Source organism: Neisseria sp. WLZKY-1 (genome assembly GCF_046546535.1).
Lineage (GTDB): Bacteria > Pseudomonadota > Gammaproteobacteria > Burkholderiales > Neisseriaceae > Neisseria.
In genome coordinates, this window is the sequence record NZ_JBKGTW010000007.1 from 37,053 (window position 1) to 64,037 (window position 26,985).

Sequence of the window (26,985 nt, forward strand, 5' to 3'; positions counted from 1 at the left end):
GCGGCGGCCGTCTGAAAAAACGGGCAAAGCCTGCCGCGTGCCGACGCGCTTTTTCAGACGGCCTCTTCGCGGCAGATTTGCAGGATTTCGCTGCCGTAGCGGGCGGTTTTTTCCGCGCCCATGCCGTGGATGGCGGCCAGGTCGTCCGGGGTTTGCGGCTGTTTGGCGGCGATGGCGCGCAGGGTGATTTTGCTGAGGATGCGGAAGTCTTCTTCGCCTTCGGCGGCGGCGGTGGCGGCGCACCATTGTGTCAGGCGGCGGGCGAGGTTGCGGCGGCGTTCGGCCGCAGGCGGCAGGCCGTCTGAAAAGGGGCGGCAGATGGCGAGGATGTCGGCGCCGTAGCGTTCGATCCGCACTTTGCCGAGGCCGTAAACGGCGGCGAGGTCTATGGTTTCGGCGGGCGGGTTGCGCGACAGGTCGTCTATGCTGTCGTCGGGGCAGACGGTGTGCAGGGCGGTGTTTTCGCTTTCGGCCTGACGCTGGCGCCATTGGCGCAGGGCGACGGCGAGTTCGGCGGCGCGGGGGTTGCCGTCTGTGTCTTTGAGGCCGTCTGAAAGAGCGGGCGGGGCGGCGGCAAAGTCTGTTTCAGACGGCCTGTTGTGTTCCTGCGCGGCGGCGGTGACGGCGAGGATTTCGTCGCCGTATTTGTCGATTTTGGCCGCGCCCAGGCCATAGATGTCGTGCAGGGCGGCGCGGCTTTGCGGTTGTTTTTCCACCAGATCGCGCAGGGTTTTGTCGCCGCAGACGACGTAGGCGGGCACTTCTTCGGCGCGGGCGCGTTCGAGCCGCCAGTGGCGCAGCGCCTGCCACAGGCGTTCTTCGCGCTCGGTACGCAGCCAGGTGTCCTGCGGGGTGCGGGTGGCGGCTTTGTCGCGTTTGAGCGGGCGCAGCATGACGGTTTCGCTGCCTTTGAGCACGGGCACGGCGGCCTCGGTGAGGCGTAGGGCGTGGTAGTTTTGCGCGTCGGTTTCGAGATAACCCAAGCCGATGCACTGGCGGATGATGCCGCGCCATTCTTTGTCGGACAAATCGGCGCCGATGCCGTAGGTGGAGAGGGTGTCGTGGCGGTTGTCGCGTATCCATTGGTCGGCTTTGCCGCGCAGGACGTTGATGATGTAGCCGGAGGAGAAGCGTTGTCCGGCGCGGTAGACGCAGCTGAGGAGTTTGCGCACGTTTTCGGTGGCGTCGAAGCGCACGGGCGGGTGCAGGCAGTTGTCGCAGTGGCCGCAGGGTTCAATGGTTTCGCCGAAGTGGCGCAGCAGGGCGGCGCGGCGGCAGGCGGCGGTTTCGCACACGGCAAACATGGCGTCGAGTTTTTGCAGCTCGATTTGTTTTTGGAAGTCGTCGCCCGTGCCGGTTTGGATGCGCTCGCGCAGCAGGGCGTAGTCGTTGAGGCCGTAGCACAGCCAGCTTTGCGCGGGCAGGCCGTCGCGTCCGGCGCGGCCACTTTCCTGATAGAAGTGTTCGATGCTCTGCGGCATGTCGAGGTGGGCGACGAAGCGCACGTCGGGTTTGTCGATGCCCATGCCGAAGGCGACGGTGGCGACGATGGTGAGGCCGTCTTCGTGGGTGAAGCGGTGTTGGGCGGCTTCGCGCTGCGCCATGTCCATGCCCGCGTGGTAGGCGGCGGCGGGGATGCCGTTTTCGTTGAGGAAGGCGGCGGTGTCGTCGACTTTTTTGCGGCTCAGGCAGTAGACGATGCCGCTTTGCCCGGGCGGCTGCTGTTTGATGAATTGCAGGAGCTGCTTTTTGCCGCCGTTTTTTTCGACGACTTGGTAATAGATGTTCGGGCGGTCGAAACCGGCAACGAATTCGCGGGCGTTTTCGAGTTGGAGATAGTGTTTGATGTCGGCGCGGGTTTCGGCGTCGGCGGTGGCGGTGAGGGCGATGCGGGGGATGCCGGGGAAGCGTTCGGCCAGAAGGCCGAGGCGGCGGTATTCGGGGCGGAAGTCGTGCCCCCACTGGCTGACGCAGTGGGCTTCGTCGATGGCGAACAGGCTGACGGGGGTGTGGTCGAGAAAACGTAAAAAACGCTCGGTAACGAGGCGTTCGGGCGACACATAAAGCAGTTTCAGACGGCCTTGCGCGATGTCTTCGGCAATCTGTCGCACCTCGTCGGGCGGCGTGCCGCTGTGCACCGCCGCACAATGCACGCCCGCCGCGCGCAGGTTGGCGACCTGGTCGTTCATCAGCGCAATCAGCGGCGACACGACAACGGCCACGCCCTCGCGCATCAGCGCGGGAATCTGGTAGCACAGCGATTTGCCGCCGCCCGTGGGCATCAGCACCAGCAGGCTTTCGCCCCGCGCGAGCGTGTCAACGATTTCGGCCTGGCTGCCGCGAAAGGCGGGATAGCCGAACACACCGTTCAGTATCTCGAGCGCACGCGGGTTGGACATAAAATGTTTTCCGTTATAATGGGCGCGTTATTGTAAAGGCCGTCTGAAAGGATAGCAAATGAACGCAAAACGCACGCTCCGCCTTGCCGCACTGCCCGCCGCAGCGGCTTTTTTTCTTGCCGCCTGCCAAACGGCCAACATCCCGCAGGGCGGCGGCGACTGGCACAATATGGGCGAGGCGGGCAACGGCAACCTGATGCTGGCCGTCGATAAAAACAGCATCAAACGCAACGGCGCACTCGTCACCTTCCGCGACCGCAAAATCGTCGTCGACATGAAAAACGAACGATTCGTTAACGTTCCCGCCTACAAAACCGCCATCAGCACTTGGGAAATGCACTGCACCAACAAAACCTTCCGCCTCACCGCGTCCACGCTGTACGACGAAAAAGGCAATATCGTCTCCAACGAAAGCTACACCGCAGTCGACATCCGTCCGATGGCCGTGCCGCCCAACTCGCTGACCGACGAGCAGCGCAAAATCGTCTGCGCGCCGTAAACCGCATTTTCGAGGAACATAAAATGAACATCCGCCTCCTGCTTCCCGCCCTCGCCCTCACTTTCGCCGCCGCCGCGTCGGCCGACCCCGCCGACGAACTCCTCAGCGCCCAGGCCGCCTTCCGCCAGGCGCTGTCGCAGCAAAACAGCGTCGATTCCAAACTCGCCTTCGCAGAAGAAAAACTCACCAACGCCCGCCAGAGGAAAGCCGCCGCCGAAGCCGACATCCAAACCTACGCGCAGCAGGTCGAACAAATGCGTCAGGAAAAAGCCGCCAACGACGCCGCCCTGCAACAGGCGGGCGAGCGCCTCAACGCCGCTTGGCAGGCCGCGCGCGGCAGCCGCTAGGCCGTCTGAAAGCGCAGCTTTACACCTCCGCAAGACTGATTACCAACACGCCCTAGGGCGTGTTGACATTCAGCTTGCGAAGCGGTTTTTTGAGGAAAAATCTGCGGATGCAAGGAAAAAAGCGCAGCAAGATTGGACATCTTGCGAACATTTTTGACGCGGCAGGCGTGGATTTTTACCAAAAATACCGCCGCAAGGCTGATTACCAACACGCCCTAAGGCCGTCTGAAAACGCGTTTACAGCTTTTCAGACGGCCTTTTTCCTTTTCCGCTATAATCCGCGCCGCACACGGGTCGGACAGACAGTCGCCGCGTATCGCGTAAGGCATACGGGGAGGAAAGTCCGGGCTGCACAGGGCAGGATGCCGGCTAACGGCCGGGCGCGGCAACGCGACGGAAAGTGGAACAGAAAGCAAAACCGCCGACGGCCGCTTGAAAAAGCGGCACGGGCAAGGGTGAAAAGGTGCGGTAAGAGCGCACCGTGCCCCTGGCAACAGGGCGCAGCAGGCTAAACCCCATCCGCAGCAAGGCCAAACAGAACGCATTGACGCTGCCCGCCGAGCGTTCGGGTAGGCCGCTTGAACACGCCGGCAACGGCGCGTCTAGAGGAATGACTGTCCGCGACAGAACCCGGCTTACCGTCCGGCCCGCGTGCCCCATTCAGGCCGTCTGAAAACCCTTTCAGACGGCCTTCCCCCAACCGGAAACCGCAAAACACCCAAAGGAGCAAACCATGGAACTCGTCTTCATCCGCCACGGCCAAAGCCAATGGAACGCCAAAAACCTCTTCACCGGCTGGCGCGACGTCAACCTCAGCGAACAGGGCGTCGCCGAAGCGCAGGCCGCCGGACGCAAACTCAAAGAACAGGGCTACCGCTTCGACCTCGCCTTCACCTCCGTCCTCACCCGCGCCATCAAAACCTGCAACATCGTCCTCGAAGAATCCGACCAGCTCTACGTTCCGCAAATCAAAACATGGCGGCTGAACGAGCGCCACTACGGTCGTTTGCAGGGACTCGATAAAAAACAAACCGCCGAACAATACGGCGACGAACAAGTGCGCATCTGGCGCAGAAGCTACGACACCCTGCCGCCCCTGCTCGATGCCGACGACGAATTCTCCGCCCGCAAAGACCCGCGCTACGCCCACCTGCCCGCCGACATCATCCCCGACGGCGAAAACCTCAAAACCACCCTCGAACGCGTCCTGCCCGTGTGGCACGACCGCATCGCCCCCGCCGTCTTGGGCGGCAAACGCGTCCTCGTCGCCGCCCACGGTAACTCCCTGCGCGCCCTCGTCAAACACATCGAAGGCATCGGCGACAACGACATCATGTCCGTCGAAATCCCCACCGGCCAGCCGTTGGTGTACAAACTCGACGACAAACTCAACGTCCTCGAAAAATTCTATCTCTAACCTCAGGGGCTGTTGACAACCGGCCTCGCGGCAGTATTTTTGGCAAAAAACCGTCCCGCAAGCCGAATGTCAACAGCCCCAAGGCCGTCTGAAAGCGCCGCCACGCCTTTTCAGACGGCCTCTGTCCGCCCGCACCGCCATGCTGCTCGACCCCCGCCGCCAACTTGCCGAACTCGTCCGCCTTCTCGAAGAAAGCGGCCACCTCTTCGCCGCCGACCCCGCCCCGATTACCGAATCCCTGCGCCACAGCAGCCTCGGCACGGAAGAGCGCCTGCTGCGCCGCGCCGAACTGGCCGACCGCGACGGCCGCCTCGCCGACGCCCTGCAACGCAACCGCCAAGGCGTATTCTGGCTGTGGGTTGTGGCCGCCACCGCCCTCTTTTCTGCCGCCTTCTCCGCCACCTTCGTCCTGATGGACGAAAAAGGCCTCAACTTCTTCCTCATCCTCGCCGGCGTGCTCGGTACCAACACCGTCATGCTCGCCGTCTGGCTCGCCGCAACCGTCTTTTTGCGCGTCAAAACCCTGCTGCCCGTTTCCAGCCCCTCCACCTGGCTGCGCGGCCGCGACAGCATCAACCAGGCCGTATTGCGGCTTTACGCAGACGAATGGCGCAAACCCGCCGTGCGCTGGCGCATCGGCGCCGCCTCGCACAGCCTCTGGCTCTGCACCCTCGCCGGCATGCTCGTCTGCATCCTGCTGCTGCTCACCGTGCGACAGTACACCTTCAACTGGGAAAGCACCCTGCTCGACAACGGCGCGCTGGTACAGACTGTCGCCGCCCTCGCCAAACTGCCCGCCGCACTCGGTTTCCCTGTGCCCGACGATGCCGCCGTGCTGCAAGGCCGTCTGAACGGCAACGCCGCCCACGCCCGCGCCTGGTCAGGACTGCTGATCGGCAGCATCCTCTGCTACGGCATCCTGCCGCGCCTGGCCGCCTGGGCAGCCTGCACCCTCCTCCTGCGCCGCGCCGCCGAAACCCTGCCGCTCGACAAACCGTATTACCAAAACATCATCCGCCAGTGGCAAAGCGCCATCACCGACGCCGACAAGGGCGGCGAACCCGCGCCCGCTCCCCTGCCCGACATCACCGCCGACAACGGCGCGGCCAAATGGGCGGTGACGCTCGAAACCGAATGGCCCGACAAAGGCTGGTACAAAAACGTCCTCGGCCAAGACTGGCTCGACCAGGGCTGCGCCGACAGCCGCGACGCCGCAGCCGCCCTGCGCGAACGCCTCGCCGCCCAACCCGTCCGCCTGCTGATTGGCATCCGCGCCCACACCGTGCCCGACCGCGGCATCCTGCGCCAAACCGCCGCCCTCGCCGCCGCCGCGCAAGGCGGCGCCATCGTCCAGCTCTTGCAGCAGGATACGGCCGACAAACAGGTTTCAGACGGCCTCGAAGCCCTGCTGCCGCAATGGCACGCCGCCCTCAACAGCCTCAACCTCCCGTGGCTCGACCCGCCGCACGCCGCGCAAAAACAACGCGCCTGCGCATCACAAGAGCGTTGAACAAACAACGCAAAAAGGCCGTCTGAAAGCCCGGTTTCAACCAACCCGAACCTTTCAGACGGCCTCGTGCATCCCGTCCGCCACACGCGGTAAACAAAAACGCCCGCAAAACGCGGGCAAAATAAAAACCGCTTTATGCGGCTTTGTTTTCGTTTTTACATTGTCATGCTGTTTTATTTTTGGTGCCCAGGAGAAGACTCGAACTTCCACACCCGTGAGGATACCAGCACCTGAAGCTGGCGCGTCTACCAATTCCGCCACCTGGGCAATCCGAATTTTTACAGCATCGTTTCAAAGCAAAGTGTTTGGTGCCCGGGAGAAGACTCGAACTTCCACACCCGTGAGGATACCAGCACCTGAAGCTGGCGCGTCTACCAATTCCGCCACCCGGGCTTTGCTTTAATATCCGTCTTGCGTTAAAGTAACGCCCGACCGAAAGGGCGCATTATATATCCCCATTAAGGAATGTCAATCAGAAAAATGAAGAAAAAAGCTAAACCTTTAAGCCTTCGGGAAAAAGACCCGTTTTTGGCACGCGAGCAGCAGCGCTACGAATTCCCCCTGCCCAGCCGCGAATGGATTATCGAAATATTGGAAAACGAGGGCGTGCCGCTATCCATGCCCGCGCTGGCGGAAAAACTCTCCATCAGCGAAGCGGAATACGAATTTTTCGAACGCCGTCTGAAAGCGATGGCGCGCGACGGGCAGATTCTCATCAACCGCCGCGGCGCGGTGTGCGCGGGGCAGAAACTGGAGCTGGTCAAATGCCGCATCGAAGCGCACAAAGACGGCTTCGGTTTTGCCGTACCCGTCGACAAGCTGCCCAAACAGGCCGATTTCGTTTTATACGAACGGCAGATGCGCAACCTGATGCACGGCGACATCGTCACCGTCCGCCCCGCCGGCACCGACCGCCGCGGCCGCCAGGAAGGCGAAGTGCTCGACATCATCGAACGCGCGCAAACCGACGTCGTCGGCCGCTTCTATCTCGACCACGGCGTCGCCATCATGGAGCCCGAAGACAAGCGTCTCAACCGCGCCATCCTGCTCGAACCCGATTCCGTCGCCGCCCTCTCCCCACAACAGGGACAAGTCGTCGCCGCCCGCATCGAAAGCTACCCGCACAACCACCAGCCCGCCGTCGCCCGCCTCACCGAAGTGCTGGGCGATTACGCCGACAGCGGCATGGAAATCGAAATCGCCGTGCGCAAACACCGCCTGCCGCACGAATTTTCCGCCGCCTGCGCCCAAGCCGCCGCCAAAATCCCCGACAAAGTCCGCCCCGCCGAGCGCAAAGGCCGCGAAGACCTGCGCAAACTGCCGCTGATCACCATCGACGGCGCCACCGCCCGCGACTTCGACGACGCCGTTTACGCCGAAAAACAAGGCCGCAACTACCGCCTGGTCGTCGCCATCGCCGACGTCAGCCACTACGTCCGCCCGGGCGAACCCATCGACCGCGACGCCTACGAACGCGCCACCAGCGTCTACTTCCCGCGCCGCGTCATCCCCATGCTGCCGGAAAACCTTTCCAACGGCATCTGCTCCCTCAATCCCGAGGTCGAGCGCCTGTGCATGGTGTGCGACATGACCGTCACCTACGCCGGCAACATCAAAGAATACCGCTTCTACCCCGCCGTGATGCGCTCGCACGCACGCCTCACCTACGACCAAGTCTGGCAATACCTCGAAGCGGGCGGCGACTACCCCCACAAAACCCAAATCGAAACCCTCTACAAACTCTTCCAAATCCTGCACAAAAAACGCGCGCAGCGCGGCGCGATGGAGTTTGAAACCGTCGAAACGCAAATGCTGTTTGACGACCACGGCAAAATCGAGCGCATCGTCCCCGTTATCCGCAACGACGCGCACAAACTCATCGAAGAATGCATGCTGGCCGCCAACGTCTGCGCCGCCGACTTCCTCATCAAAAACAAACACCGCGGCCTCTTTCGCAACCATCTCGGTCCCACCCCCGAAAAACTCGCCGCTCTGCGCGAACAACTCGCCCTGCTCGGCCTCAGTCTCGGCGGCGGCGACAAACCCACCCCAAAACACTACGCCGAGCTTGCTGAAAAAATCAGCGGCCGACCCGACCGCGAACTCATCCAAACCATGCTCCTGCGCTCCATGCAGCAGGCCGTATACGAAGCCGAAAACCAAGGCCACTTCGGCCTCGCCTACGAGCATTACGCCCACTTCACCTCCCCCATCCGCCGCTATCCCGACCTCATGGTGCACCGCGCCATCAAAGCCGTGCTCGAAGGCGGCGCCTACGCCCCCGAATCATGGAACGAAGCGGGCGTGCACACATCCGCCTGCGAGCGCCGCGCCGACGACGCCTCCCGCGACGTCGAAAACTGGCTCAAAACCTACTACATGCGCGACAAAGTCGGCGAAACCTTCGACGGCCGCATCACCGGCATGGCCAACTTCGGCCTCTTCGTCACCCTCGACGACATCCACATCGAAGGCATGGTGCACATCAGCGACCTGGGCGCCGACTACTTCCACTACCGCCCCGAAGTCATGCGCATCGAAGGCGAACGCAGCGGCATCCGCTTTGAAATGGGCGGACGTGTCACCGTCCGCGTCACCCGCGCCGACCTTGACACCAGCAAAATCGACCTCGCCCTTATCAGCGGCGGCGAAGGAAAACGCCAACGCGGTAGACAAAAAACCGAAACAGCCGCGCAGCCCGCAGCGCCGCAGAACAGGCCGTCTGAAAGCACAGCTTCAACAGAATCAAAACAGCAGCAAGACACCCCCGCCAAAAGCCGCAAACGCAAGCGCAGCGGGAAAAAGGCCGAAGCCGCAGCCGCCCCGCAAACAGCAGCACCTCAGGAAAGGCCGTCTGAAAGCACAGCTTTAACAGAGTCAAAACAGCAGCAAGACGCCCCCACCAAAAGCCGCAAACGCAAGCGCGGCGGGAAAAACAGCGAAGCCGCCGCCCCGCAAACGGCAGCACCGCAGGAAAGGCCGTCTGAAAACAGCCGAAAAGCATCTTCCGACAGCCCGGCACCCGCCGCACAGCCAACCCAAGCCCGCGTGCTCGCCACCGTCAACGGCAAAATCACCCTCGTCTCCGGCCGCGCCGACAGCGCCCCTGCCGCGCCAAGCAAAACGACGGCGGACGATGCATCCGATAAAAAGGAAAAAGGCAAAACCCGCAAACCGCGCGGCAGCGGCAAAACCGCCGCACGCAAAAAGAAAACGGACAAACAATCCCGCTGACACGGCAACAACAGGCCGTCTGAAACCCTGCAAGCGCTTTCAGACGGCCTTTCCGCCACCAGTAGGGTGTGTTGCGCAGTAACGCACGCAGTTTTTTGATGCCCCGACAACCTGCGCAGCAGCCCCGCAAATCGACTATGCACCTGCAGCACACGATCCGCACGAATATCCGAAGGCCGTCTGAAACCCGCAAGGGCTTTCAGACGGCTTTTCCGCCACCAGTAAGGTGTGTTGCGCAGCAACGCACGCGGTTTTTTGATGTCACAACAACCTGCGCAGCAGCTCCGTAAAACGCCCGCGCACCTGCGGCACACAATCCGCGCGGATACCCGAAGGCCGTCTAAAAGCGGAGCTTCAACAAAATCAAAACCCGTTTTCGATTCTTTCAGACGGCCTTTGCGCCGCTTTCAGGCGGTGCGCCTCCGCTTTATAATGCCGCCCTTTTCCCGCAGCCGCCCTCTGCCGCTGCGGTTTTCCCGCACACACGAAAGCACGATATGTCCGCCCCCACCCCACAGCAGCCCGCCGATCTGGTCTACCGCCTCGAAGACAGGCCGCCTTTTGCCAATGCGCTTTTGAGCGCCGTCACCCACCTGCTCGCCATTTTCGTGCCGATGATTACGCCCGCGCTGATTGTCGGCAGCGCGCTCAATCTGCCGCCGGAAATGACTTCGTATCTGGTGTCGATGGCGATGGTGGCCTCGGGCATCGGCACGTTTTTGCAGGTCAGCCGCTTCGGGCCGGTCGGCTCGGGGCTCTTGTCCATCCAGTCGGTCAACTTTTCCTTCGTCGGCGTGATGATTGCGCTGGGCAGCGGCATGAAGGCGCAGGGCATGGACGAAAACGCGATGATGTCGGCGCTGATGGGCATTGCTTTTGCGGGGGCGTTTATCGTGGCCGGTTCGGCCTGGCTGCTGCCCTATCTGAAAAAAGTGATTACGCCCACCGTCAGCGGCGTGGTGGTGATGATGATCGGTTTGAGCCTTATCAGTGTGGCGATTACCGAGTTCGGCGGCGGCTTCGCGGCACAGGGCAACGGCACCTTCGGCTCGCTGCAAAACATCGGCCTCGCCTCCTTCGTGCTGGCCGTGGTGCTGGTGTTCAACTGCCTGAAAAACCCGCTGCTGCGCATGAGCGGCATCGCCGTGGGCATGATTGCGGGCTACGCGGTGGCGCTGTATTTGGGCATGGTCGATTTTTCCGTGCTGGACAATCTCCCCACCCTCACCCTGCCCGTGCCCTTCAAATACGGCTTCGATTTCCAACCAGCGCCGTTTATGGTGGCCGCGCTGGTTTACCTTCTGAGCATTTTCGAAGCAGTGGGCGACCTGACCGCCACGGCCATGGTGTCGGGCGAAGACTACGAAGGCGAAGCCTTCCGCAGCCGCCTGCGCGGCGGTGTGCTGGCCGACGGGCTGGTGTCGGTGATTGCCACCGCGCTGGGCTCACTGCCGCTGACCACCTTCGCGCAAAACAACGGCGTGATCCAAATGACGGGCGTCGCCTCGCGCCACGTCGGCCGCTACATCGCCGCGATTTTGGTGCTGCTGGGGCTGTTTCCCGTCGTTGGCCGCGCCTTCACCACCATCCCCAGCCCCGTTATCGGCGGCGCGATGGTGCTGATGTTCGGCCTGATTACCGTGGCCGGCGTGCGCATCCTGATGAGCCGCGGCATCAACCGCCGCGAAACCGTTATCGCCGCCACTGCCATCGGCCTCGGCCTGGGCGTGAGCTTCAAACCCGAAGTCTTTGCCCTGCTGCCGCTCAAAGAGCTGTTCCAAAACCCCATCTGCATGGGCGGCTGCGCCGCGCTTTTGATGAACCTGCTGATGCCGCACGACAACGGCAGCCGCGTCTACCTGAGCGACGATTTGGAAGTATAGGCCGTCTGAAACGGCCGTCCCAAGCGCCTGCCCCGCAGGCTTTTTGTCCGCAAGGACGTTCACACAAGGAAACCCGCCATGACCTCAAAAACCATGCTCGCCGCCGTCCGCGGCATGCACTGCCCCAACTGCGTTGCCAAAGTCAACCGCGCCTTCTCGTCGGTTGACGGCGTCACCGCCGCCGAAGCCGATCTGGACGGCCAAAACGCCCGTATCACCTACGACCCCGCCGTTACCGACCCCGAACGCGTGATGGCGGGCTTCGTCGAAATCTTCGGCAACCGCTTCGAGCTCGCCATACTCGAATCCTGAGCCGCTGCCGTCACGAAAGGCCGTCTGAAAACCCAATTTTGGGGTTTCAGACGGCCTTTTTTATTCGCGCCAATGCCCTGCAAAGTTGCCGCAGCGGTATCAACCCCCACCCTAACCCTCCCCCATTTATAGTGAGTCAAAATAAAAAAGATACAAGGCAGCGAGCCGCAGACAGTACAAGTAGTACGGCAAGGCGAGCTAACGCCGTATATTTTTTATTTTGGCTTACTATATGCTCCAACGGGGTACAAGCGGGGGAGGGGACGCTGTTATCCGATTAAGATTCATCCCAGATCATCCCGATTTCAGAACCATCACTCCCGTACAGGAAACAGCCTTCCGCCCTACTCTTTCATCAGAAATTTATCGTAATCCGGCAGACAGGGCAGCAGGCCGTCTGAAACGGTGTGGCGGCTGTCGGCGCGCAGGTTGGCGAGGGCGAGGGGGCGGTTGTTTTCGTCGGCGATCAGCGGCCAGCAGGGGCGGATGAAGGGGGGGATGCGGTGTTCGTGCAGGATTTGTTTGGGCGGTTTGCGGCCGGCGGGGGTGTGCAGCAGGTCGCCTTTTTCTATCGGGCGGATGCGCAGGGTTTGGTTTAGCAGCTCGCGCGGCAAGCCGTGGCGGGCGGGGCGGAGCTGCCAGCCTGCGGCCTGCAGGTCTTTCAGGCTGCCCTGCCGTGCGGCGGGGGTGTATTGCCGCTGCCAGTCTTGCGGCAGGAGGAACAGGCGGTTTCGGCTGGCGATGAGGGTGTGATCGGACAGAGGCCATTGCGCTTCGCCTGTGCCGATTTGGTCTAACACGCGGCAGAAGTCGGCGAGGAAGGCTTGGTTTTTCAGGCTGCCGCCCGTTTCAAGCAGCAGGCGGCGGGCGGTTTGGCGGCGGCGGGCGGGGGTGAGCTGCCGCCAGGCGGCGGTGTTGAAGCCGTGGGCGTCGTGCACGGCCTGCCAGTCGGCGTCGGCGGTTTCCTGCAATACGGCCAATTCGTCCTGCAACAGGGCGACGGCGGCGCGGATGTGGGCATCCAGCTGCGGCTGTATCTGCCGCAGGCGGGGCAGGCCGTCGTGGCGCAGGCGGTTGCGCAGATAGGCGGGGTCGGCGTTGGCGGGGTCGGTGATGTAGTCGAGGCGGTGTTCGGCGGCGTAGGCGGCCAGTTCGTCGCGGCTGTAGGGCAGAAGCGGCCGCCAGATGTGCACGGCGGGGTTTTCGGCAAGGGGGCGCAGTTCGGGCATGGCGGCAAGGGCGCGCAGGCCGCCGCCGCGCAGGGCGGCGAGGAAGAAGGTTTCGGTTTGGTCGTCGGCGTGGTGGGCGGCGGCGAGGATGTCGGCGCTGCTGCGGGCGAAGGCTTGGTAACGCGCTTCGCGGGCGGCGGCTTCGATGCCTCGTCCTGCGGGGCGGACGGTAACTTTTTCGACGCGCAGGGGGATGCCGAGGCGTGCGCAGTAGCTGCGGCAGAAATCGAGCCAGCCGTCGGCATCGGCGTGCAGGCCGTGGTGGACGTGGACGGCGGTCAGTTCGGCGTTCAGGCTGCCTTTGAGCTGCGCGAGGATGTTCAGCAGGACGACGGAATCAAGCCCGCCGCTGAGGGCGGTTTCGATGCGGCGGGCGCGGAGGACGACGGCGGGTAGGGCGCGGAGGACGGCGGCGGGAACGGGGTGCATGGTTTCGGGTTTTCGGGGTGGGTTTGCGGGAGGCCGTTCCCACCTATACTCCTGCGGGGCATAAACGCGGGAACGACGTTTCTGAAAGCGCGGTTTCGGCAAAGTAAAAACTGCCTTTAAGGTTTCGCCCCCTTGCTTTCGGAGATGTCCAAGGTGGCAGTGCAGGCGGCAGCGGCGCATTCTGTTACGGTGAGCACGGCGGTGTAGTCGGCGTCTGCGGCTGCCGTCCAATTCAGGCCGGGGTTTTTCAAGCCGCTCTGTTCGCCCACAAGCGCGCCGTGGCGGGTGTCTTCGTCATACAGATCGACATGCGCGCTGCTGTTGAACAGTTGCAGGCGCAGTTTGCCGCAGTGTTTGCCGCAGCTACCGCTGATGCGGTAGGTTTTACCGGCGGCAAGGCGGGCGGCGGCGGTGATGGTTTGTCCGGCGGGAAGCTGTTCGGTTTGACTGACGATGCCGCGTGTGGCAGGCGCATTGTCGGCGGCGCAGGCGGCGGATGCGGCAAACAGGGCGGCGAACATCAGGGCGGTTTTTTTCATGAGGTTTCCTTTGGTTGGGGGATGGGGTTTGGTTGTGGGGGCTGGCTTTCAGACGGCCTCCGAGGCCGTCTGAAAGCCGTAGGATTCAGCGAAGCCAAAACGGGAGGCGGCGTTTCAGGCTGCCTTCGTTCAGATTTTATACGCCGTTTCGCCCAAGGCTATCGGCGCGGGGTTTTGCGCCACCCATTGCGCGGCGAGTTCGCACAGGCGTTGGGAGAGCGTGCCGTCGTCGCCGAGGATGCCTTTTTGGATGGCGGCGATTTCGGCGAGTGCGTCGGCGGCAAGGGGCGTGCCGAGTTTGGCGTATTTGGGGAAGCTGTTGATCATTTTGCGGTGTTCCCTGCCCCAGTTGCCCATGGCGTTGCGCAGCAGTTCGTCGCGGATGCGCCCTGCGATGCGGATGATTTCGCCCTGCACGGTGGCGGCACGTCCCGATGGCGGCACGAGTGCGTCCCAGCCGTTGATGTATTTGTCCCACAGCGTATCGCCTGCAAGCACAATCGGGGCGGTGGGTATGGGCTGCGGCTCTTCGCACACGGGTTCGGGGGCAACTCCGAACATTTCGCACAGGCGGCGCAGGGCGGCGTAGCCTTCGGGTGTGTGTGGGACTTCAAAGCGTTCCATGTGTTCGTCGTAATGGTCGCGCGACCATGCCACCTGCTCGCGCTGCTGTTCGGTGATGGTCATGCCGGCCTGCAAATAGATTTCGGTGCAGGCAATCATGTCGGCAATTCTGTCGGAGAGCGGGGCGGTATCCAACAGGCTGTCAAACGGGGTTTGCCCGCGCCGGTTTTTGGCGGCGGGGTTGGCACCGTGCGCCAGCAGCAGTTTGACCAGCGGCGCGGTGCGGGCGAAATGGAGAATGGAGTTGCCGAACTCGTTGGTGTAACTGGCGTTTGCGCCGTTTTGCAGCAGCACGGCGGCGTGTTCGGCGTTGCATGCTTGGACTTGATGATAGAGCGGCGGGCTGTCGTCGGCGGTGCGTTGGAAATTAACATCCGCGCCGTGGTCGATCAGCCATTGCATGAAGGCGGGCGGGGTTCCGCTCATCGCCAGCGGATGCGATTTCCCTATGGTGCGCTCGACGGCGTTGATGTCGGTGTCGTCATACACGGCTTGCAGGGCGGCAAGATCGCCTGCTTGGCAGAGTTCGCGGAAGTTTTTGGGGAGGGTGGTTTTCTTTTTGGGCATGGGGGAGCCCTTTCTTTGGGTGGAACGGCTTTTCAGACGGCCTTGAAGGCTGTCTGCTTCGGCCGACACAGTTAACGAAAACAGTCTGTCTGACAGGCTAAGGCCGTCTGAAAGCGGAGAAACGGGGCTTTCAGACGGCCTTTTTGTGTTTACGGTTTGGCGTTTGCGGGCGGGGCGGCGGGTTTGGCGTTGTTGAGCCACTGCCATTGTTCGCGGATGGCGCGTTCGAGTGCCTGCTGTTTTTCTTCGGCGCTCGCCAGCCCTTCGGTGAGGCCTTTGTAGTCGAGTGTAACGGAGAGGTTGTCGGGTTTGCCGCGGATGATGAGGGGGACGGGTGTGCCCTGCCCGCCTGCGGGGTAGAGTTTGAGGCGCTCGTTGAGGGTCATGGTGTTGAAGTCGGTGGCGCCGGTGAGTTCGATGCGGAAGGTGTCGGAATAAAGCTCGGCTTTGTCGTGGCGGCTGATGCCTTTGCCGATACTGCTGCTCATGGTGAAGCGCTCGAAGGGGGTGGCGGAGTTGCCGTCGGTTTGCACGGCCTGGCTGCCGAGGAGGTTTTGCAGCGCGCGGTTGAGGTTGACGCCGTGCCATGCGCCTTTGCTGAGGTTGAGTTCGAGGGTGCCGGAGAGGGTGCGTGTGAGGCCGGCGCGGCCTGTACCTTGGGCGGTGAGGTCGATTTCGGCGTCGCCGCGGCCGCTGATGTTGCCGTAGCGGAAGAGATCCTGCATGAGGGGGCGGATGTTGATGTTGCGGGCGTATTGTTGCAGGCGGTAGGTGGGCGGGGTGGTGGCGGCCATGCTGATGCCGCCTTCCATCACGCCGTTGTAGAGTTCGGCGCTGAAATCGGGCAGGACGATGCGTTCGCGGTCGGCTTGCAGGCGGGTGGTGAGGTTGTTGATTTCGAGATTGGGCGATTGCAGGGTTTTGACGGCGATGTCGGCTTCGATTTCGGGCGCACCGGGTTTTTGCAGCCAGGCGGGGTAGGCGGCGGCGCTGTCGGCGGGCAGGCTTTCGAGATAGGGAGACAGGGAGAGTTTGTCGAGGCGCAGGTCGGCATTGAGGCGGGCGGGCTGTTTGTCGGCGGTGGGGGTGTAGGCGGCTTTGAGGGCGAGGGCTTCGCGGTCGAGCTGTCCTTTCAGACGGCCTTCCCAAGAGCCGTTGCGGTATGTCCACGAGCCGTCGAGTTCGCTGACGAGGCGGGGACGGGGGTTGCCGGTGAGGTTGTCGAGGCGGGTGGTGAGTTTGAGGGCAGGCAGCACCCAGTCGGCGCCGCTGCGGTTGACGGCGGTGTCGAGTGTGAAGGCGGTTTGCGTAGCGGCAGTTTTGCGGCTGCCGTTGAGCTGCACCTGTTCGACGGCCAGCGAGCCGGGGCGCAGGGCGATGTCTTTGGCCGAGAGGGTGGCGTCCCACTGCGCATCGTCCCATTGTGCGGTGAGCACGGCATTGGCGGCGCGGGCAGACAGCCTACCGTCGGCGGCGTCGACGGCAGGGGCTTCGGCGTTCAGGTGGAGTTTGTAGGCGGGGATGTCGAGCTGCAAACCGGCCTGGGCGAAACGGATGTTGCGGTCGCGCCGCTGCCAGAGGGCGTCGGCGGCGAAACGGAAGACGAGTTCGGCGTCGTGGTAGCGGCTGCTGCCGGTGAGCGCCATTTCGGGTATCTGCCAGCTGCCGCCGCTGCGGTGGAGCACGCCTTGCAGTTTCCATTGCGCTTCGTTTTCCCACAGCGGGGTTTTCAGACGGCCGTCTGCCTTGATTTGGGTTTGTTCGTCGTCGGCATTGTTGATGTTGAAGCCGACGTCTTCGAGAACATGGCGGTGCTGCGGCGTGTCAATCAGCACGCGGCCGCCTTCGACGATGATACGGTCGACTGCCGTCCCGCTCTGTTTTTCCAGTAGGTCGCGCACGTTCCATTCGCCCGCCGCGTCGCGCGCCAGGGAAACGACGGGGCGGACGAATACCCATTTTTCTATCCTCGGTTCGCCGAACAGGCTTGCCCAGCCGATGCCCACGCGCATTTCTTCGGCACGCATCTGCGTACCCGCGCCGTCGGGCTGCGTCAGCTCGACCTGTTTGAGCGTCACCGTCGGACGCGGAAAAATGGCGGCGGAAACGCCGTTTTCGACGAAACGCACGCGCCGCCCCGTTCCGGCCACCGCTTCGTCGGCCGCACGCCGCAGGTTTTCCGGCGAAAAAAGCCAAGAAAGCAGGATATGTTTCACCGCAAAAGCCAGCACAAACAACAGCGTGCCGCCGCTGATGAGTTTCATCCAAAATTTACCCGATTGCAGACGTTTCATATCCCGTGCCGATGGTGCAAAAAACAGCGGCGGAGTATAGCAGATTGCGCCCCGCCCTTTTCAGACGGCCTTTCCGTCGCTGCGGCGGCACGAAAGGCCGTCTGAAAAGACAGAAACCCGCCTGTCTGCCGCATAAGGCCGTCTGAAAAGGACGAAGGCGGCGGTTCGACTCCGCTTTCAGACGACCTGCCCATCCTGTGCTACCATCGCCCGCCTTATCCGCAGCAGGAGCAGCCGAACCATGATTATCGTGATGCACAAACACGCGCCCGCCGAAGCCGTGGCCGCCGTTACCGACTTTATCCGCAGCAAAGGCCTGCGCGAACACGTTTCGCGCGGCGACGAGCGCACCATCATCGGCGCGGTGGGCGACGAGCGCGTGTTCCAAGTGCAGGAAATCGAAGCCCTGCCCCACGTCGAACGCGCCATCCGCGTGCTCTCCAACTGGCGCATCATCAGCCGCGAAACACAGGCCGAAGACAGCGTGATTACCGTGCGCGGCGTTGCTTTCGGCGGCGCGAAAATCCTGTCCGTCACCGCCCTGCCCGACCGCACCGACGCCGACGCACTCTTTCTCGACCCCTTCCGCCTGCCCGACAACCCCTACGCCGAGCAACAGCCGCCGAACGAAAAAGAACAAATCCGCCTGCTGCGCGGGAACACCGCCGCCAACCATGCCGCAGGCCGCCCCGTGCTGGTGCGCATCCGCGACGTGCGTCAAATCGAAGCTGCCCTGCAGGCCGAAGCCGACATCCTCTATCTCGGCGGCGAACTGATGGCCAACCGCGCCCTGCAGGACGAAATAGGCCGTCTGAACACCCCGCTCGTGCTGTGCAAAGACAAACACCACAGCACCGACGAATGGCTCACCGCTGCCGAACACATCGCCCTCAAAGGCAACCACCAAATCATCCTCGGCGAAAGCGGCACGCTCAGCTTCTCGCCGCGCCACCCCCACCGCCTCGACACCGACGCCCTCGTCCGCGCCCGCCGCCTCTGCCGCCTGCCCGTGCTCGCCAACATCACCCGCCTGCACCACAGCGACATGCCGCAGGAAATCCTACGCAAACTGGCCGAAGCCGCCGGCGCGAACGCCGTCGTCCACACCCTGAACACAAGCATCCGTTAATATCGAACCGCCGCCCGCGTCAGGCAGCGGAAACGCGGTGCAAAGGCCGTCTGAAAACGCAGAAAGAGTAAGGCTTTCCCGCGTTTCAGACGGCCTCATTGCATTTATTTATCACAATCCTTTTCACACTGTAAAACCCCCTGCCCTTCGTATTCCTATTTATCGGGAATTGGTTTATAGTTCGGCCACTACTGCAAACTACATTTGCAGTGTTTCAGAAGAAAAACAGCCAAGGAACAATATTATGTTAGAAACTTACCGCAAAGCCGCCGCCGAGCGCGCCGCTCTGGGCATCCCCGCCCTGCCCCTCTCCGCCCAGCAAACCGCCGATCTGGTGGAACTGCTGAAAAACCCGCCCGCCGGCGAAGACCATCAGTTTTTGGTCGATCTGCTCGCCCACCGCGTACCGCCCGGCGTGGACGACGCGTCCAAAGTCAAAGCCTCTTTTCTTGCCGCAGTTGCCGAAGGCAGCGTCGCAAGCCCGCTGATTTCCCCCGAATACGCCACCGAGCTTCTGGGTACCATGCTCGGCGGCTACAACATCCATCCCCTGATCGAGCTTCTGGACAACGACAAGCTCGCCCCCATCGCCGCCGAAGGTTTGAAACACACGCTGCTGATGTTTGATTCCTTCCACGATGTGCAGGAAAAAGCCGAAAAAGGCAACGTCCACGCCAAAGAAGTATTGCAGTCGTGGGCGGATGCCGAATGGTTTACCGCGCGCGAAAAAGTGCCGGAAAAAATCACTGTTACCGTATTTAAAGTCGACGGCGAAACCAATACCGACGATCTTTCCCCCGCACCCGATGCGTGGAGCCGCCCCGATATTCCGCTGCACGCGCTGGCGATGCTGAAAAACCCGCGCGAGGGCATCAATCCCGACAAACCGGGCGAAGTCGGCCCGATCAAGCTTTTGGAAGAGCTCAAAACCAAAGGCCATCCCGTTGCCTACGTCGGCGACGTGGTCGGCACCGGCTCTTCGCGCAAATCCGCCACCAACTCCGTCATCTGGCACACCGGCCAGGACATCCCGTTTGTGCCGAACAAACGCTTCGGCGGCGTGTGTCTCGGCGGCAAAATCGCGCCGATTTTCTTCAACACGCAGGAAGACTCGGGCGCGCTGCCGATTGAAGTGGACGTCTCCGCGCTGAAAATGGGCGACGTGGTCGATATTCTGCCCTACGAAGGCAAAATCGTGAAAAACGGCGAAACCGTGGCCGAATTTGCCCTGAAATCGGAAGTGTTGCTCGACGAAGTGCAGGCCGGCGGTCGCATCAACCTGATTATCGGCCGCGGCCTGACCGCCAAAGCCCGCGAAGCACTCGGCCTGCCCGCATCCGACAAATTCCGCCTGCCCAAAGCACCGGCCGAGAGCAATGCCGGTTTCACGCTGGCGCAGAAAATGGTCGGCCGCGCCTGCGGTTTGCCCGAAGGCCAAGGCGTGCGCCCCGGCACTTACTGCGAACCGCGCATGACTACAGTAGGCTCGCAGGACACCACCGGCCCGATGACGCGCGACGAACTCAAAGACCTCGCCTGCCTGGGTTTCTCCGCCGACATGGTGATGCAATCGTTCTGCCACACCGCCGCCTATCCGAAACCCGTTGACGTGAAAACCCACAAAGAGCTGCCCGAGTTTATCTCCACGCGCGGCGGCGTGGCCTTGCGCCCGGGCGACGGCGTGATCCACTCCTGGCTCAACCGCCTGCTCTTGCCCGATACCGTCGGCACCGGCGGCGACTCGCACACCCGTTTCCCCATCGGCATCTCCTTCCCTGCAGGCTCGGGTTTGGTGGCCTTTGCCGCCGCAACGGGCGTGATGCCGCTGGATATGCCCGAGTCCGTGCTCGTGCGTTTTTCAGGCAAGCTCCAACCGGGCGTAACCCTGCGCGACATGGTCAACGCCATTCCGCTGTATGCCATCAAACAAGGCCTGCTCACCGTGGCTAAAGCCGGTAAGAAAAACATCTTCTCCGGCCGCATTCTCGAAATCGAAGGCCTGCCCGATTTGAAAGTCGAACAAGCCTTTGAATTGACCGACGCTTCCGCCGAACGCTCCGCCGCCGGCTGCACCGTCAAGCTCAACAAAGAGCCGATTATCGAGTATATGCAGTCCAATATCGTGTTGATGAAAAACATGATTGCTGACGGCTACAAAGACCCGCGCACGCTCGAGCGCCGCATCAAAGCCATGGAAAAATGGCTGGCCGACCCGCAGCTGCTCGAAGCCGATAAAGATGCCGAATACGCCGCCGTCATCGAAATCAACATGGACGACATCAAAGAGCCCATCATCGCCTGCCCGAACGACCCCGACGACGTCTGCTTTATGTCGGAAAAATCCGGCACCGTGATCGACGAAGTGTTCATCGGCTCGTGCATGACCAACATCGGCCACTTCCGCGCCGCGTCCAAGCTGCTCGAAGGCAAGAGCGACATCCCCGTGCGCCTATGGATGGCGCCGCCCACCAAAATGGACGCCAAAGAGTTGTCAGACGAAGGCCACTACGGCGTACTCGGCCGCGCCGGCGCCCGCATGGAAATGCCCGGCTGCTCGCTGTGCATGGGCAACCAGGCGCAGGTACGCGAAGGCGCCACCGTGATGTCTACCTCCACCCGCAACTTCCCCAACCGCCTGGGCAAAAACACCTTCGTTTACCTCGGCTCGGCGGAACTCGCGGCCATCTGCTCCAAACTCGGCAAAATCCCCACCGTTGAAGAATACCAAGCCAATATCGGCATCATCAACGAACAGGGCGACCAGATTTACCGTTATATGAATTTCAACGAAATCGACGAATATAACGAAAAAGCCGAAGCAGTAAACGTTTGAGCGGCAGACCTTTCAGACGGCCTCAATGGTTGCTAAAAGGCCGTCTGAACACCCGAAACGGCAAACGGAACAACACAGTTTGTTCCGTTTTTTCTTGCCCGCAACATAGCCCAAAGGCCGTCTGAAACGCCCGCACCGACAGGGTTTTCAGACGGCCTCATCCATGCCCCGCCCCGACAAAATCGGGTACAATCCGCAGCTTTACGACCACCAAACCGAATTCCCACCATGCTCAACAAAGACCAATTCGCCGACAACCACTTCATCCGCACCATCATCGAAGACGATCTCAAAAGCGGTAAACACACCGCCATCCAAACCCGTTTCCCGCCCGAGCCCAACGGCTACCTGCACATCGGCCATGCCAAATCCATCTGTCTGAATTTCGGCCTGGCCTATGTTTACGACGGCCTGTGCAACCTGCGTTTTGACGACACCAATCCCGAAAAAGAAAACCAGGAATACGTTGATTCGATTAAAGAAGATGTCGAGTGGCTCGGTTTTCACTGGGCGGGTGAGCCGCATTATGCGTCCGACTATTTCGACCGCCTGTTTGACTATGCCGTCGGCCTGATTAAAGACGGCAAAGCCTATGTCGATGATTTGACCGCCGAAGAAATGCGCGAATATCGCGGCACGCTTACCGAGCCGGGCAAAAACAGCCCCTACCGCGAGCGCAGCGTCGAAGAAAACCTCGATCTCTTTATGCGCATGAAAAACGGCGAATTCCCCGACGGCAGCAAAACCCTGCGCCTGAAAATCGACATGGCTTCCGGCAACGTCAATATGCGCGACCCCGTGATTTACCGCATCCGCCGCGCCCACCACCACAACACCGGCGACAAATGGTGCATCTACCCGATGTACGACTACACCCACGCCATCTCCGACGCCATCGAAGGCATCACCCATTCGCTGTGCACGCTCGAATTTGAAGCCCACCGCCCGCTGTATGACTGGGTGCTCGACAACATCCCCGCGCCGCACGCCACCCGCCCGCGCCAATACGAATTCTCCCGTTTGGAACTTCTGTACTCCATCACGTCCAAACGCAAACTCAACCAGCTCGTTTCAGACGGCCATGTGAGCGGCTGGGACGACCCGCGTATGCCCACCATCTCCGGTATGCGCCGACGCGGCTACACCCCCGAAGGCCTGCGTCTGTTTGCTAAACGCGCCGGTATTTCCAAATCTGAAAACATCGTCGATATGAGCGTGTTGGAAGGCGCGGTTCGCGAAGAACTGGAAAACTCCGCCCCGCGCATGATGGTCGTACTCAATCCGCTCAAAGTAACGCTTACCAACTACGATGCAGCCCGAGCCGAAAGCCGCACCGCGCCCTATCATCCGAATATTGAAGAGATGGGCAGCCGCGAACTGCCGATTTCGTCCACGCTCTACATCGAAGCCGACGATTTCAGCGAAAACCCGCCCAAAGGCTTCAAACGCCTGACCCTCGGCGGCGAAGTGCGCCTGCGCCACAGCTATGTGATGAAGTGCGACGAAGTGGTGAAAGATGCCGCCGGCAACATCGTCGAACTCAAATGCAGCTTGGATTACGACACCTTGGGCAAAAATCCCGAAGGCCGTAAAGTGAAAGGCGTGATTCACTGGCTCTCCGCCGAACACGCCGTGCCCGTTACCGTGCGGCTGTACGAGCGCCTGTTCACCGAACCCCGTCCCGATGCCGTGCGCGGCGAAAACGGCGAATACCTGCCGTTCACCGATTTCCTCAACCCCGAATCGGCCAAAGAAATCACCGCCTACGCCGAACCCGCAGCCAAAAACCTGCCCGCTGAAAGCCGTTGGCAGTTCGAGCGACTGGGCTATTTCGTCACCGACCGCAAAGACCACCGCCCCGAACAGCCCGTGTTCAACCGCACGGTAACACTGAAAGATTCTTGGCAGCCCAAGTAATCTGTTTACAGCAGCTGCACTGAAAGGCCGTCTGAAAACTTGAAATCGGGTTTTCAGACGACCTATTTTCTGAATATAAAGAAAAGAAAATACTTGTTTTGGAGAATTTAATTCTTATTGGCATGGCCATATCGGCTATGGCCGCCATAGTTTGGATTGCCAGTATTGTGGCAATTGTTAAATCCAAAAATCCGCTGATTAGGAATTCAGCCATCATTTTCAATTTGATCGTGGTGTCATTGTTTGGAATGTTTATGGTTAAGGCATGGCAAGCTAAAAGGTATGATGATTCAAGTTATCAAACGGCTAAAGAGGAGTTGGTGATTGATGGTATACGAATCCCGGCAGGTTCGAAGCTGACCGTAGCTCCTCAGGATGGGATATCGAAAAAGCCTGATTTTTCTACTTTTAGCGAAGTCACATTTTCTCGCCCTGTTGAATGGAAAGGCATGGAAGTTAATAGAATGAATCGTTCTGCGTACCAGACTGAAGATGGTTATCAAGCAACACTGACGATGAATGCTATCGAGGAAGCCAGGACGGTTGATGTGGAAGGGTGGTCCTGCCGGAGTGACGGAGAGATGGAGTGGCAAGCATTGACTAAAGGTGGCAAGATGCCGTCCAGTCCTGCTGATTATTTCCTATCAAGTTGCACGTTAAACGAATCAGCCGAAGTGTCCCTGCCTGAGTGGTTTGTGGATGGGAAATTATATTTTTTGCGAGTGACGCGCACTGAGCGTGACGGGTATTGGCAGGCAGATATTGCTTCCAATGATCAACCTTATTGGGGAAACGTCATTCTTGATTCAAATAAACAGTTAAAAAACTTTGAGCTGACATTAACACAGAAAAACTTGCCAGGCTGTGCGATTGATAATGACGGTGTTGCGCTGAAATGGGATAGGGATAAACCTGATATAGTTACAGTAGTGAGCACTTTTGATCTGCCCGAATTGTGCTGGGGTAAAAAAGTTGTCCGGCCCAAATCAAAGGCGGCAGAATAGAGGTATTGAGGTCGTCTGAAAACTTGGAATCGGGTTTTCAGACGACCTTTGTTGATAAAGGAATGAGATGGAACGTTATTCTGTACATTTGAAACTGCTGGGGATGGCGGTGTTGTGGGGTGCGTCTTGGCCGATGGGGCGGATGCTGGGGCAGTCGCTGCCGCCGCTGACGGGCGGGGCGGTTCGGTTTGTACTGGCTTCGTTTTTGTTGTTGGGCTGGTTGTTTGCGCGCAGCAGGTTTGCGACTTTGGCGGCTTTGTCGGCGCGGCAATGGCTGGGCTTGGCGGTAGCCGCTTCCGTCGGGGTATGCGGCTATGCGGTGTTTTTTATGTTGGGTTTGCAGGCAATGCCGGCGGGTAAGGCGGCGGTGGTTGTGGCGGTGAATCCCGTGCTGACGCTGCTGCTAGCGGCTTGGCTTTTCGGCGAACGTTTAAACGCAAAGATTTTGGCGGGTATGCTGCTGGCGGTCTGTGGCGCGATAACGGCGGTCACGCAAGGGCAGCCGTTGACGGTATTGTCGGGCGGCATCAAGGCGGGGGAGTGGCTGATTTTCGGCTGCGTGGTCTGCTGGGCGGCTTATACCTTAATCGGTCGCGCGGTTTTGCGCGGGATAGACGCGCTGACGGTAACGACGGCAACTTCGCTTATCGGCGCGTTGATGTTGTCGGTGGTGGCATTGTGGACGGACGGATTGCCGTTTGAGGCGATGGCGGCGATGGATGCACGCGGTTGGACGGCATTGGCGTGGCTGGTCATCGGCGCGACGGTATTGGCTTACGCGTGGTATTTTGAAGGCGTGAAGATTTTGGGCGCAGGCAGCGCAGCGGCGTATATTACGCTCGTGCCGATTTTCGGCATGTTGTCTTCGGCGTGGGTTTTGGGCGAACCTTTGCATATTTCTCTGGTTGCGGGCTGCGCGGCAGCGGTCGGCGGCATGACACTGATGCGGTATGGGCAGAAGGTCGTCTGAAATTTTTGTTCGGGCATTTTTACTTTATTGAAATTGGGTTTCAGACGAACTTCAGCCTTAAAGCAGCCTGAAAACATCCACCAACCCCATACAAGGAAACCAATATGAAACTTCCCACCCGCGCCGCCCTGCTCGGCAGCCTCTGCCTGCTGGCCGCCTGCGCCTACACGCCCCCGTCCGCACAAGTCAGCTTGAAGGCCGTGCGCAGCGAAAACTACGGCAGCTACCCCAAAAACTACCAACGGCAAATCCGCCAATACCTCAACGACACCCTGCTCGACCCCGGCAGCGCGAAAATCCGCATCGGCACGCCGCACAAAGTGTTCCAAACATACAATCCTCTGGCAAATACATATCCGCCAAAAACACCCAAAGAGTTGAAAACCAACCAATATTACGTAGTGTGCGCAGAAGTGAACGCCAAAAACACCTTCGGCGGCTATACCGGCTGGCAGACCAAAATCTACCGGTTCGTAGACGGCGGGATTGAAGACGAGGCACTCCTCGGTTCCTTTGGCACCGACTTTGCGGTGTGCAGGAGCCAAGACGAGGTTTTTATCAGCATAAACAATATGGGTAACGTGAAAGTAAACATCGTCCCGTAAATCCGCTTTCAGACGGCCTCAAAGCAGCCTGAAGAAGCAACAGGCCGTCTGAAAGCGAAGCTTCAACGGAGTTAAAACCGTTTTGCCGTTTCAGGCAGCCTGAAAACATTTCCCCCAAACCAGCAAAGGAAACCCGATATGAAAACCAGTCTCCCCACCCGCGCCGCCCTGCTCGGCAGCCTGTTCCTGCTCCTGGCCGCCTGCGCCAGCTCCTTTGACGTCAGCATGCAGGCCGTGCGCAATGCCGACTACGGCCCCTATCCCAAAAACTACCAGCAGCTGATCCGCAAACGGCTGGACGGCAACCTGCTCGACGCCCGCAGCGCGCAAATCAGATTCACCACCCCGCCGCGCAAAGTGTTCCAACTCTCGCGCGCGCCGTACAAACTGAACGGCCGGGCATACTATGCGGTGTGCATCGAAGTGAACGCGAAAAATGCCTACGGCGGCTACACCGGCTGGCAGACCAAACGCTACAGCATTTACAACGGTATTTTGGAAGAGCTCACTTTCGACTCGGTCGGCCTGGACATGTGCGACAGCACGGACGAAATTTATATCACCAGCGGCATCTACAACAAATTTAAGGTCAATATCGTGCCGTAAGAGCGCGGCAGGACGGTACAAAACAGTCAAAGGCAGCCTGAAAACATCCACCAACCCCATACAAGAAACCAATATGAAACTTCCCGCCCGCGCCGCCCTGCTCGGCAGCCTGTCCCTGCTCTTGGCTGCCTGCGCCAGCTCGATGGTCGATATCAGCATGCAAAGCATCCGCAGCGCCGACTACGGCATTTATCCGAAAGACTACCGTCAGCGTATCCGGCAACATCTGAACAGAACCCTGCTCGATGCCGGCAGCGCGCAAGTCAATATCACCATGCCGCCGAAAAAAATATTTGAAATTACGAGAGACTGGGAACCGCGACGGGGGGATTATCTGAAAACCCGCACCTATTATCTTGTTTGCATTGAAATCAATGCCAAAAACGCTTACGGCGGCTACACCGGTTGGCAGACGCAAACTTACGAGTTTGAAAACGGCCGGATGAAATCCGACGCCGTCGTGTCAACCCGCGTGTGCGACAGCAAAGACGATCCCTATATCGATAACCGCGACCCTTATGAGCGGGTGAATATTCTTCCGTAGGGTTCGTTGGCCGGAAAAGCAGCCTGAAAAACCGACAGGCCGTCTGAAACCCGCAAACCGTGTTTTCAGACGGCCTTTTGCCGATGCGGATGGC

21 protein-coding genes, 2 tRNA genes and 1 other RNA gene are annotated in these 26,985 nt (G+C 60.5%); 16 read left to right on the forward strand and 8 right to left on the reverse strand.

Annotated elements, in window-relative coordinates; genetic code table 11:
- Nucleotides 1-53: 53 nt before the first annotated feature.
- Nucleotides 54-2,399, reverse strand: coding sequence for a DNA helicase RecQ (recQ, locus tag ACLD9W_RS03650; protein ID WP_410840742.1), 2,346 nt, complete (start codon nt 2,397-2,399; stop codon nt 54-56).
- 58 nt (nt 2,400-2,457) lie between these two features.
- Between recQ and ACLD9W_RS03655 the strand changes: the two genes are divergently transcribed.
- Entirely contained in the window at nt 2,458-2,898 is a 441-nt protein-coding gene (locus ACLD9W_RS03655) for a surface-adhesin E family protein (protein WP_410840743.1), read from the forward strand.
- Between the two features lie 23 nt (nt 2,899-2,921).
- The gene (locus ACLD9W_RS03660) at nt 2,922-3,245 is read left to right on the forward strand and encodes a hypothetical protein (RefSeq protein ID WP_410840744.1); all 324 of its coding nucleotides are present in this window, start codon (nt 2,922-2,924) and stop codon (nt 3,243-3,245) included.
- On the opposite strand, the gene ACLD9W_RS03665 is transcribed toward ACLD9W_RS03660, so the two are convergent.
- Nucleotides 3,242-3,457 carry a hypothetical protein gene (locus tag ACLD9W_RS03665; RefSeq protein ID WP_410840745.1) on the reverse strand — a complete coding sequence of 72 codons (216 nt, stop codon included), beginning with the start codon at nt 3,455-3,457 and terminating at the stop codon, nt 3,242-3,244. The genes ACLD9W_RS03660 and ACLD9W_RS03665 overlap by 4 nt on opposite strands.
- 78 nt (nt 3,458-3,535) lie before the next feature.
- Between ACLD9W_RS03665 and rnpB the strand changes: the two genes are divergently transcribed.
- From rnpB to ACLD9W_RS03680, 3 genes are all read left to right on the forward strand, one after another.
- Nucleotides 3,536-3,899, forward strand: an RNA gene (gene rnpB / locus ACLD9W_RS03670) — RNase P RNA component class A.
- A gap of 79 nt (nt 3,900-3,978) precedes the next feature.
- Nucleotides 3,979-4,662, forward strand: coding sequence for a 2,3-diphosphoglycerate-dependent phosphoglycerate mutase (locus ACLD9W_RS03675; RefSeq protein WP_410840746.1), 684 nt, complete (start codon nt 3,979-3,981; stop codon nt 4,660-4,662).
- Nucleotides 4,663-4,804: 142 nt separating this feature from the next.
- Entirely contained in the window at nt 4,805-6,172 is a 1,368-nt protein-coding gene (locus ACLD9W_RS03680) for a DUF2868 domain-containing protein (protein WP_410840773.1), read from the forward strand.
- Nucleotides 6,173-6,352: 180 nt separating this feature from the next.
- Here ACLD9W_RS03680 and ACLD9W_RS03685 read toward each other — a convergent pair.
- A tRNA-Leu gene (locus tag ACLD9W_RS03685) sits at nt 6,353-6,439 on the reverse strand.
- A 39-nt stretch (nt 6,440-6,478) separates the two neighbouring features.
- A tRNA-Leu gene (locus ACLD9W_RS03690) sits at nt 6,479-6,565 on the reverse strand.
- Between the two features lie 72 nt (nt 6,566-6,637).
- Here ACLD9W_RS03690 and rnr point away from each other — a divergent pair.
- The 3 genes from rnr to ACLD9W_RS03705 all read left to right on the forward strand — a co-directional run bounded on the left by rnr (nt 6,638) and on the right by ACLD9W_RS03705 (nt 11,601).
- A complete protein-coding gene (gene rnr, locus ACLD9W_RS03695) occupies nt 6,638-9,406 on the forward strand; it encodes a ribonuclease R (protein WP_410840747.1) in 2,769 nt (922 codons plus the stop codon).
- A gap of 497 nt (nt 9,407-9,903) precedes the next feature.
- Nucleotides 9,904-11,289 carry a nucleobase:cation symporter-2 family protein gene (locus ACLD9W_RS03700; RefSeq protein WP_410840748.1) on the forward strand — a complete coding sequence of 462 codons (1,386 nt, stop codon included), beginning with the start codon at nt 9,904-9,906 and terminating at the stop codon, nt 11,287-11,289.
- A gap of 78 nt (nt 11,290-11,367) precedes the next feature.
- Nucleotides 11,368-11,601 (forward strand): heavy-metal-associated domain-containing protein, encoded by a 234-nt coding sequence (locus tag ACLD9W_RS03705; RefSeq protein WP_410840749.1) that lies wholly within the window; start codon nt 11,368-11,370, stop codon nt 11,599-11,601.
- Between the two features lie 344 nt (nt 11,602-11,945).
- Here ACLD9W_RS03705 and tilS read toward each other — a convergent pair whose 3' ends face one another.
- From tilS to ACLD9W_RS03725, 4 genes are all read right to left on the reverse strand, one after another.
- Nucleotides 11,946-13,259 carry a tRNA lysidine(34) synthetase TilS gene (gene tilS, locus ACLD9W_RS03710; RefSeq protein WP_410840750.1) on the reverse strand — a complete coding sequence of 438 codons (1,314 nt, stop codon included), beginning with the start codon at nt 13,257-13,259 and terminating at the stop codon, nt 11,946-11,948.
- Between the two features lie 116 nt (nt 13,260-13,375).
- Nucleotides 13,376-13,798 (reverse strand): hypothetical protein, encoded by a 423-nt coding sequence (locus ACLD9W_RS03715; protein WP_410840751.1) that lies wholly within the window; start codon nt 13,796-13,798, stop codon nt 13,376-13,378.
- A 129-nt stretch (nt 13,799-13,927) separates the two neighbouring features.
- On the reverse strand, nt 13,928-14,989 hold the full coding sequence (locus tag ACLD9W_RS03720) for an ankyrin repeat domain-containing protein (protein ID WP_410840752.1): 1,062 nt from the start codon (nt 14,987-14,989) through the stop codon (nt 13,928-13,930).
- A 149-nt stretch (nt 14,990-15,138) separates the two neighbouring features.
- Nucleotides 15,139-17,283: an AsmA family protein gene (locus tag ACLD9W_RS03725; RefSeq protein ID WP_410840753.1), complete on the reverse strand. Its 2,145-nt coding sequence runs from the start codon at nt 17,281-17,283 to the stop codon at nt 15,139-15,141.
- A gap of 241 nt (nt 17,284-17,524) precedes the next feature.
- Between ACLD9W_RS03725 and ACLD9W_RS03730 the strand changes: the two genes are divergently transcribed.
- The 8 genes from ACLD9W_RS03730 (at nt 17,525) to ACLD9W_RS03765 (ending at nt 26,891) form a co-directional block, all read left to right on the forward strand.
- A complete protein-coding gene (locus ACLD9W_RS03730; protein ID WP_410840754.1) occupies nt 17,525-18,412 on the forward strand; it encodes a chorismate mutase in 888 nt (295 codons plus the stop codon).
- 244 nt (nt 18,413-18,656) lie between these two features.
- Nucleotides 18,657-21,245 carry a bifunctional aconitate hydratase 2/2-methylisocitrate dehydratase gene (gene acnB / locus ACLD9W_RS03735; RefSeq protein WP_410840755.1) on the forward strand — a complete coding sequence of 863 codons (2,589 nt, stop codon included), beginning with the start codon at nt 18,657-18,659 and terminating at the stop codon, nt 21,243-21,245.
- 228 nt (nt 21,246-21,473) lie between these two features.
- The gene (locus ACLD9W_RS03740; RefSeq protein WP_410840756.1) at nt 21,474-23,162 is read left to right on the forward strand and encodes a glutamine--tRNA ligase/YqeY domain fusion protein; all 1,689 of its coding nucleotides are present in this window, start codon (nt 21,474-21,476) and stop codon (nt 23,160-23,162) included.
- 98 nt (nt 23,163-23,260) lie between these two features.
- Nucleotides 23,261-24,166, forward strand: a complete 906-nt coding sequence (locus ACLD9W_RS03745) for a hypothetical protein (protein ID WP_410840757.1) — start codon at nt 23,261-23,263, stop codon at nt 24,164-24,166.
- 67 nt (nt 24,167-24,233) lie between these two features.
- Nucleotides 24,234-25,136, forward strand: a complete 903-nt coding sequence (locus ACLD9W_RS03750; protein ID WP_410840758.1) for a DMT family transporter — start codon at nt 24,234-24,236, stop codon at nt 25,134-25,136.
- 104 nt (nt 25,137-25,240) lie between these two features.
- The gene (locus tag ACLD9W_RS03755; RefSeq protein WP_410840759.1) at nt 25,241-25,741 is read left to right on the forward strand and encodes a hypothetical protein; all 501 of its coding nucleotides are present in this window, start codon (nt 25,241-25,243) and stop codon (nt 25,739-25,741) included.
- A gap of 138 nt (nt 25,742-25,879) precedes the next feature.
- The gene (locus ACLD9W_RS03760; protein WP_410840760.1) at nt 25,880-26,347 is read left to right on the forward strand and encodes a hypothetical protein; all 468 of its coding nucleotides are present in this window, start codon (nt 25,880-25,882) and stop codon (nt 26,345-26,347) included.
- Between the two features lie 73 nt (nt 26,348-26,420).
- Nucleotides 26,421-26,891: a hypothetical protein gene (locus ACLD9W_RS03765; protein WP_410840761.1), complete on the forward strand. Its 471-nt coding sequence runs from the start codon at nt 26,421-26,423 to the stop codon at nt 26,889-26,891.
- The last annotated feature ends 94 nt before the right edge of the window (nt 26,892-26,985 follow it).

Coding starts and splice junctions, on each gene's coding strand:
- rnr (WP_410840747.1), top strand. CDS start 6,638: ATGTCAATCAGAAAAATGAAGAAAAAAGCTAAACCTTTAAGCCTTCGG.
- ACLD9W_RS03750 (WP_410840758.1), top strand. CDS start 24,234: ATGGAACGTTATTCTGTACATTTGAAACTGCTGGGGATGGCGGTGTTG.
- acnB (WP_410840755.1), top strand. CDS start 18,657: ATGTTAGAAACTTACCGCAAAGCCGCCGCCGAGCGCGCCGCTCTGGGC.
- ACLD9W_RS03700 (WP_410840748.1), top strand. CDS start 9,904: ATGTCCGCCCCCACCCCACAGCAGCCCGCCGATCTGGTCTACCGCCTC.
- ACLD9W_RS03715 (WP_410840751.1), bottom strand. CDS start 13,798: ATGAAAAAAACCGCCCTGATGTTCGCCGCCCTGTTTGCCGCATCCGCC.
- ACLD9W_RS03760 (WP_410840760.1), top strand. CDS start 25,880: ATGAAAACCAGTCTCCCCACCCGCGCCGCCCTGCTCGGCAGCCTGTTC.
- tilS (WP_410840750.1), bottom strand. CDS start 13,259: ATGCACCCCGTTCCCGCCGCCGTCCTCCGCGCCCTACCCGCCGTCGTC.
- ACLD9W_RS03705 (WP_410840749.1), top strand. CDS start 11,368: ATGACCTCAAAAACCATGCTCGCCGCCGTCCGCGGCATGCACTGCCCC.
- ACLD9W_RS03755 (WP_410840759.1), top strand. CDS start 25,241: ATGAAACTTCCCACCCGCGCCGCCCTGCTCGGCAGCCTCTGCCTGCTG.
- ACLD9W_RS03765 (WP_410840761.1), top strand. CDS start 26,421: ATGAAACTTCCCGCCCGCGCCGCCCTGCTCGGCAGCCTGTCCCTGCTC.
- ACLD9W_RS03660 (WP_410840744.1), top strand. CDS start 2,922: ATGAACATCCGCCTCCTGCTTCCCGCCCTCGCCCTCACTTTCGCCGCC.
- ACLD9W_RS03740 (WP_410840756.1), top strand. CDS start 21,474: ATGCTCAACAAAGACCAATTCGCCGACAACCACTTCATCCGCACCATC.
- ACLD9W_RS03655 (WP_410840743.1), top strand. CDS start 2,458: ATGAACGCAAAACGCACGCTCCGCCTTGCCGCACTGCCCGCCGCAGCG.
- recQ (WP_410840742.1), bottom strand. CDS start 2,399: ATGTCCAACCCGCGTGCGCTCGAGATACTGAACGGTGTGTTCGGCTAT.
- ACLD9W_RS03675 (WP_410840746.1), top strand. CDS start 3,979: ATGGAACTCGTCTTCATCCGCCACGGCCAAAGCCAATGGAACGCCAAA.
- ACLD9W_RS03725 (WP_410840753.1), bottom strand. CDS start 17,283: ATGAAACGTCTGCAATCGGGTAAATTTTGGATGAAACTCATCAGCGGC.
- ACLD9W_RS03730 (WP_410840754.1), top strand. CDS start 17,525: ATGATTATCGTGATGCACAAACACGCGCCCGCCGAAGCCGTGGCCGCC.
- ACLD9W_RS03720 (WP_410840752.1), bottom strand. CDS start 14,989: ATGCCCAAAAAGAAAACCACCCTCCCCAAAAACTTCCGCGAACTCTGC.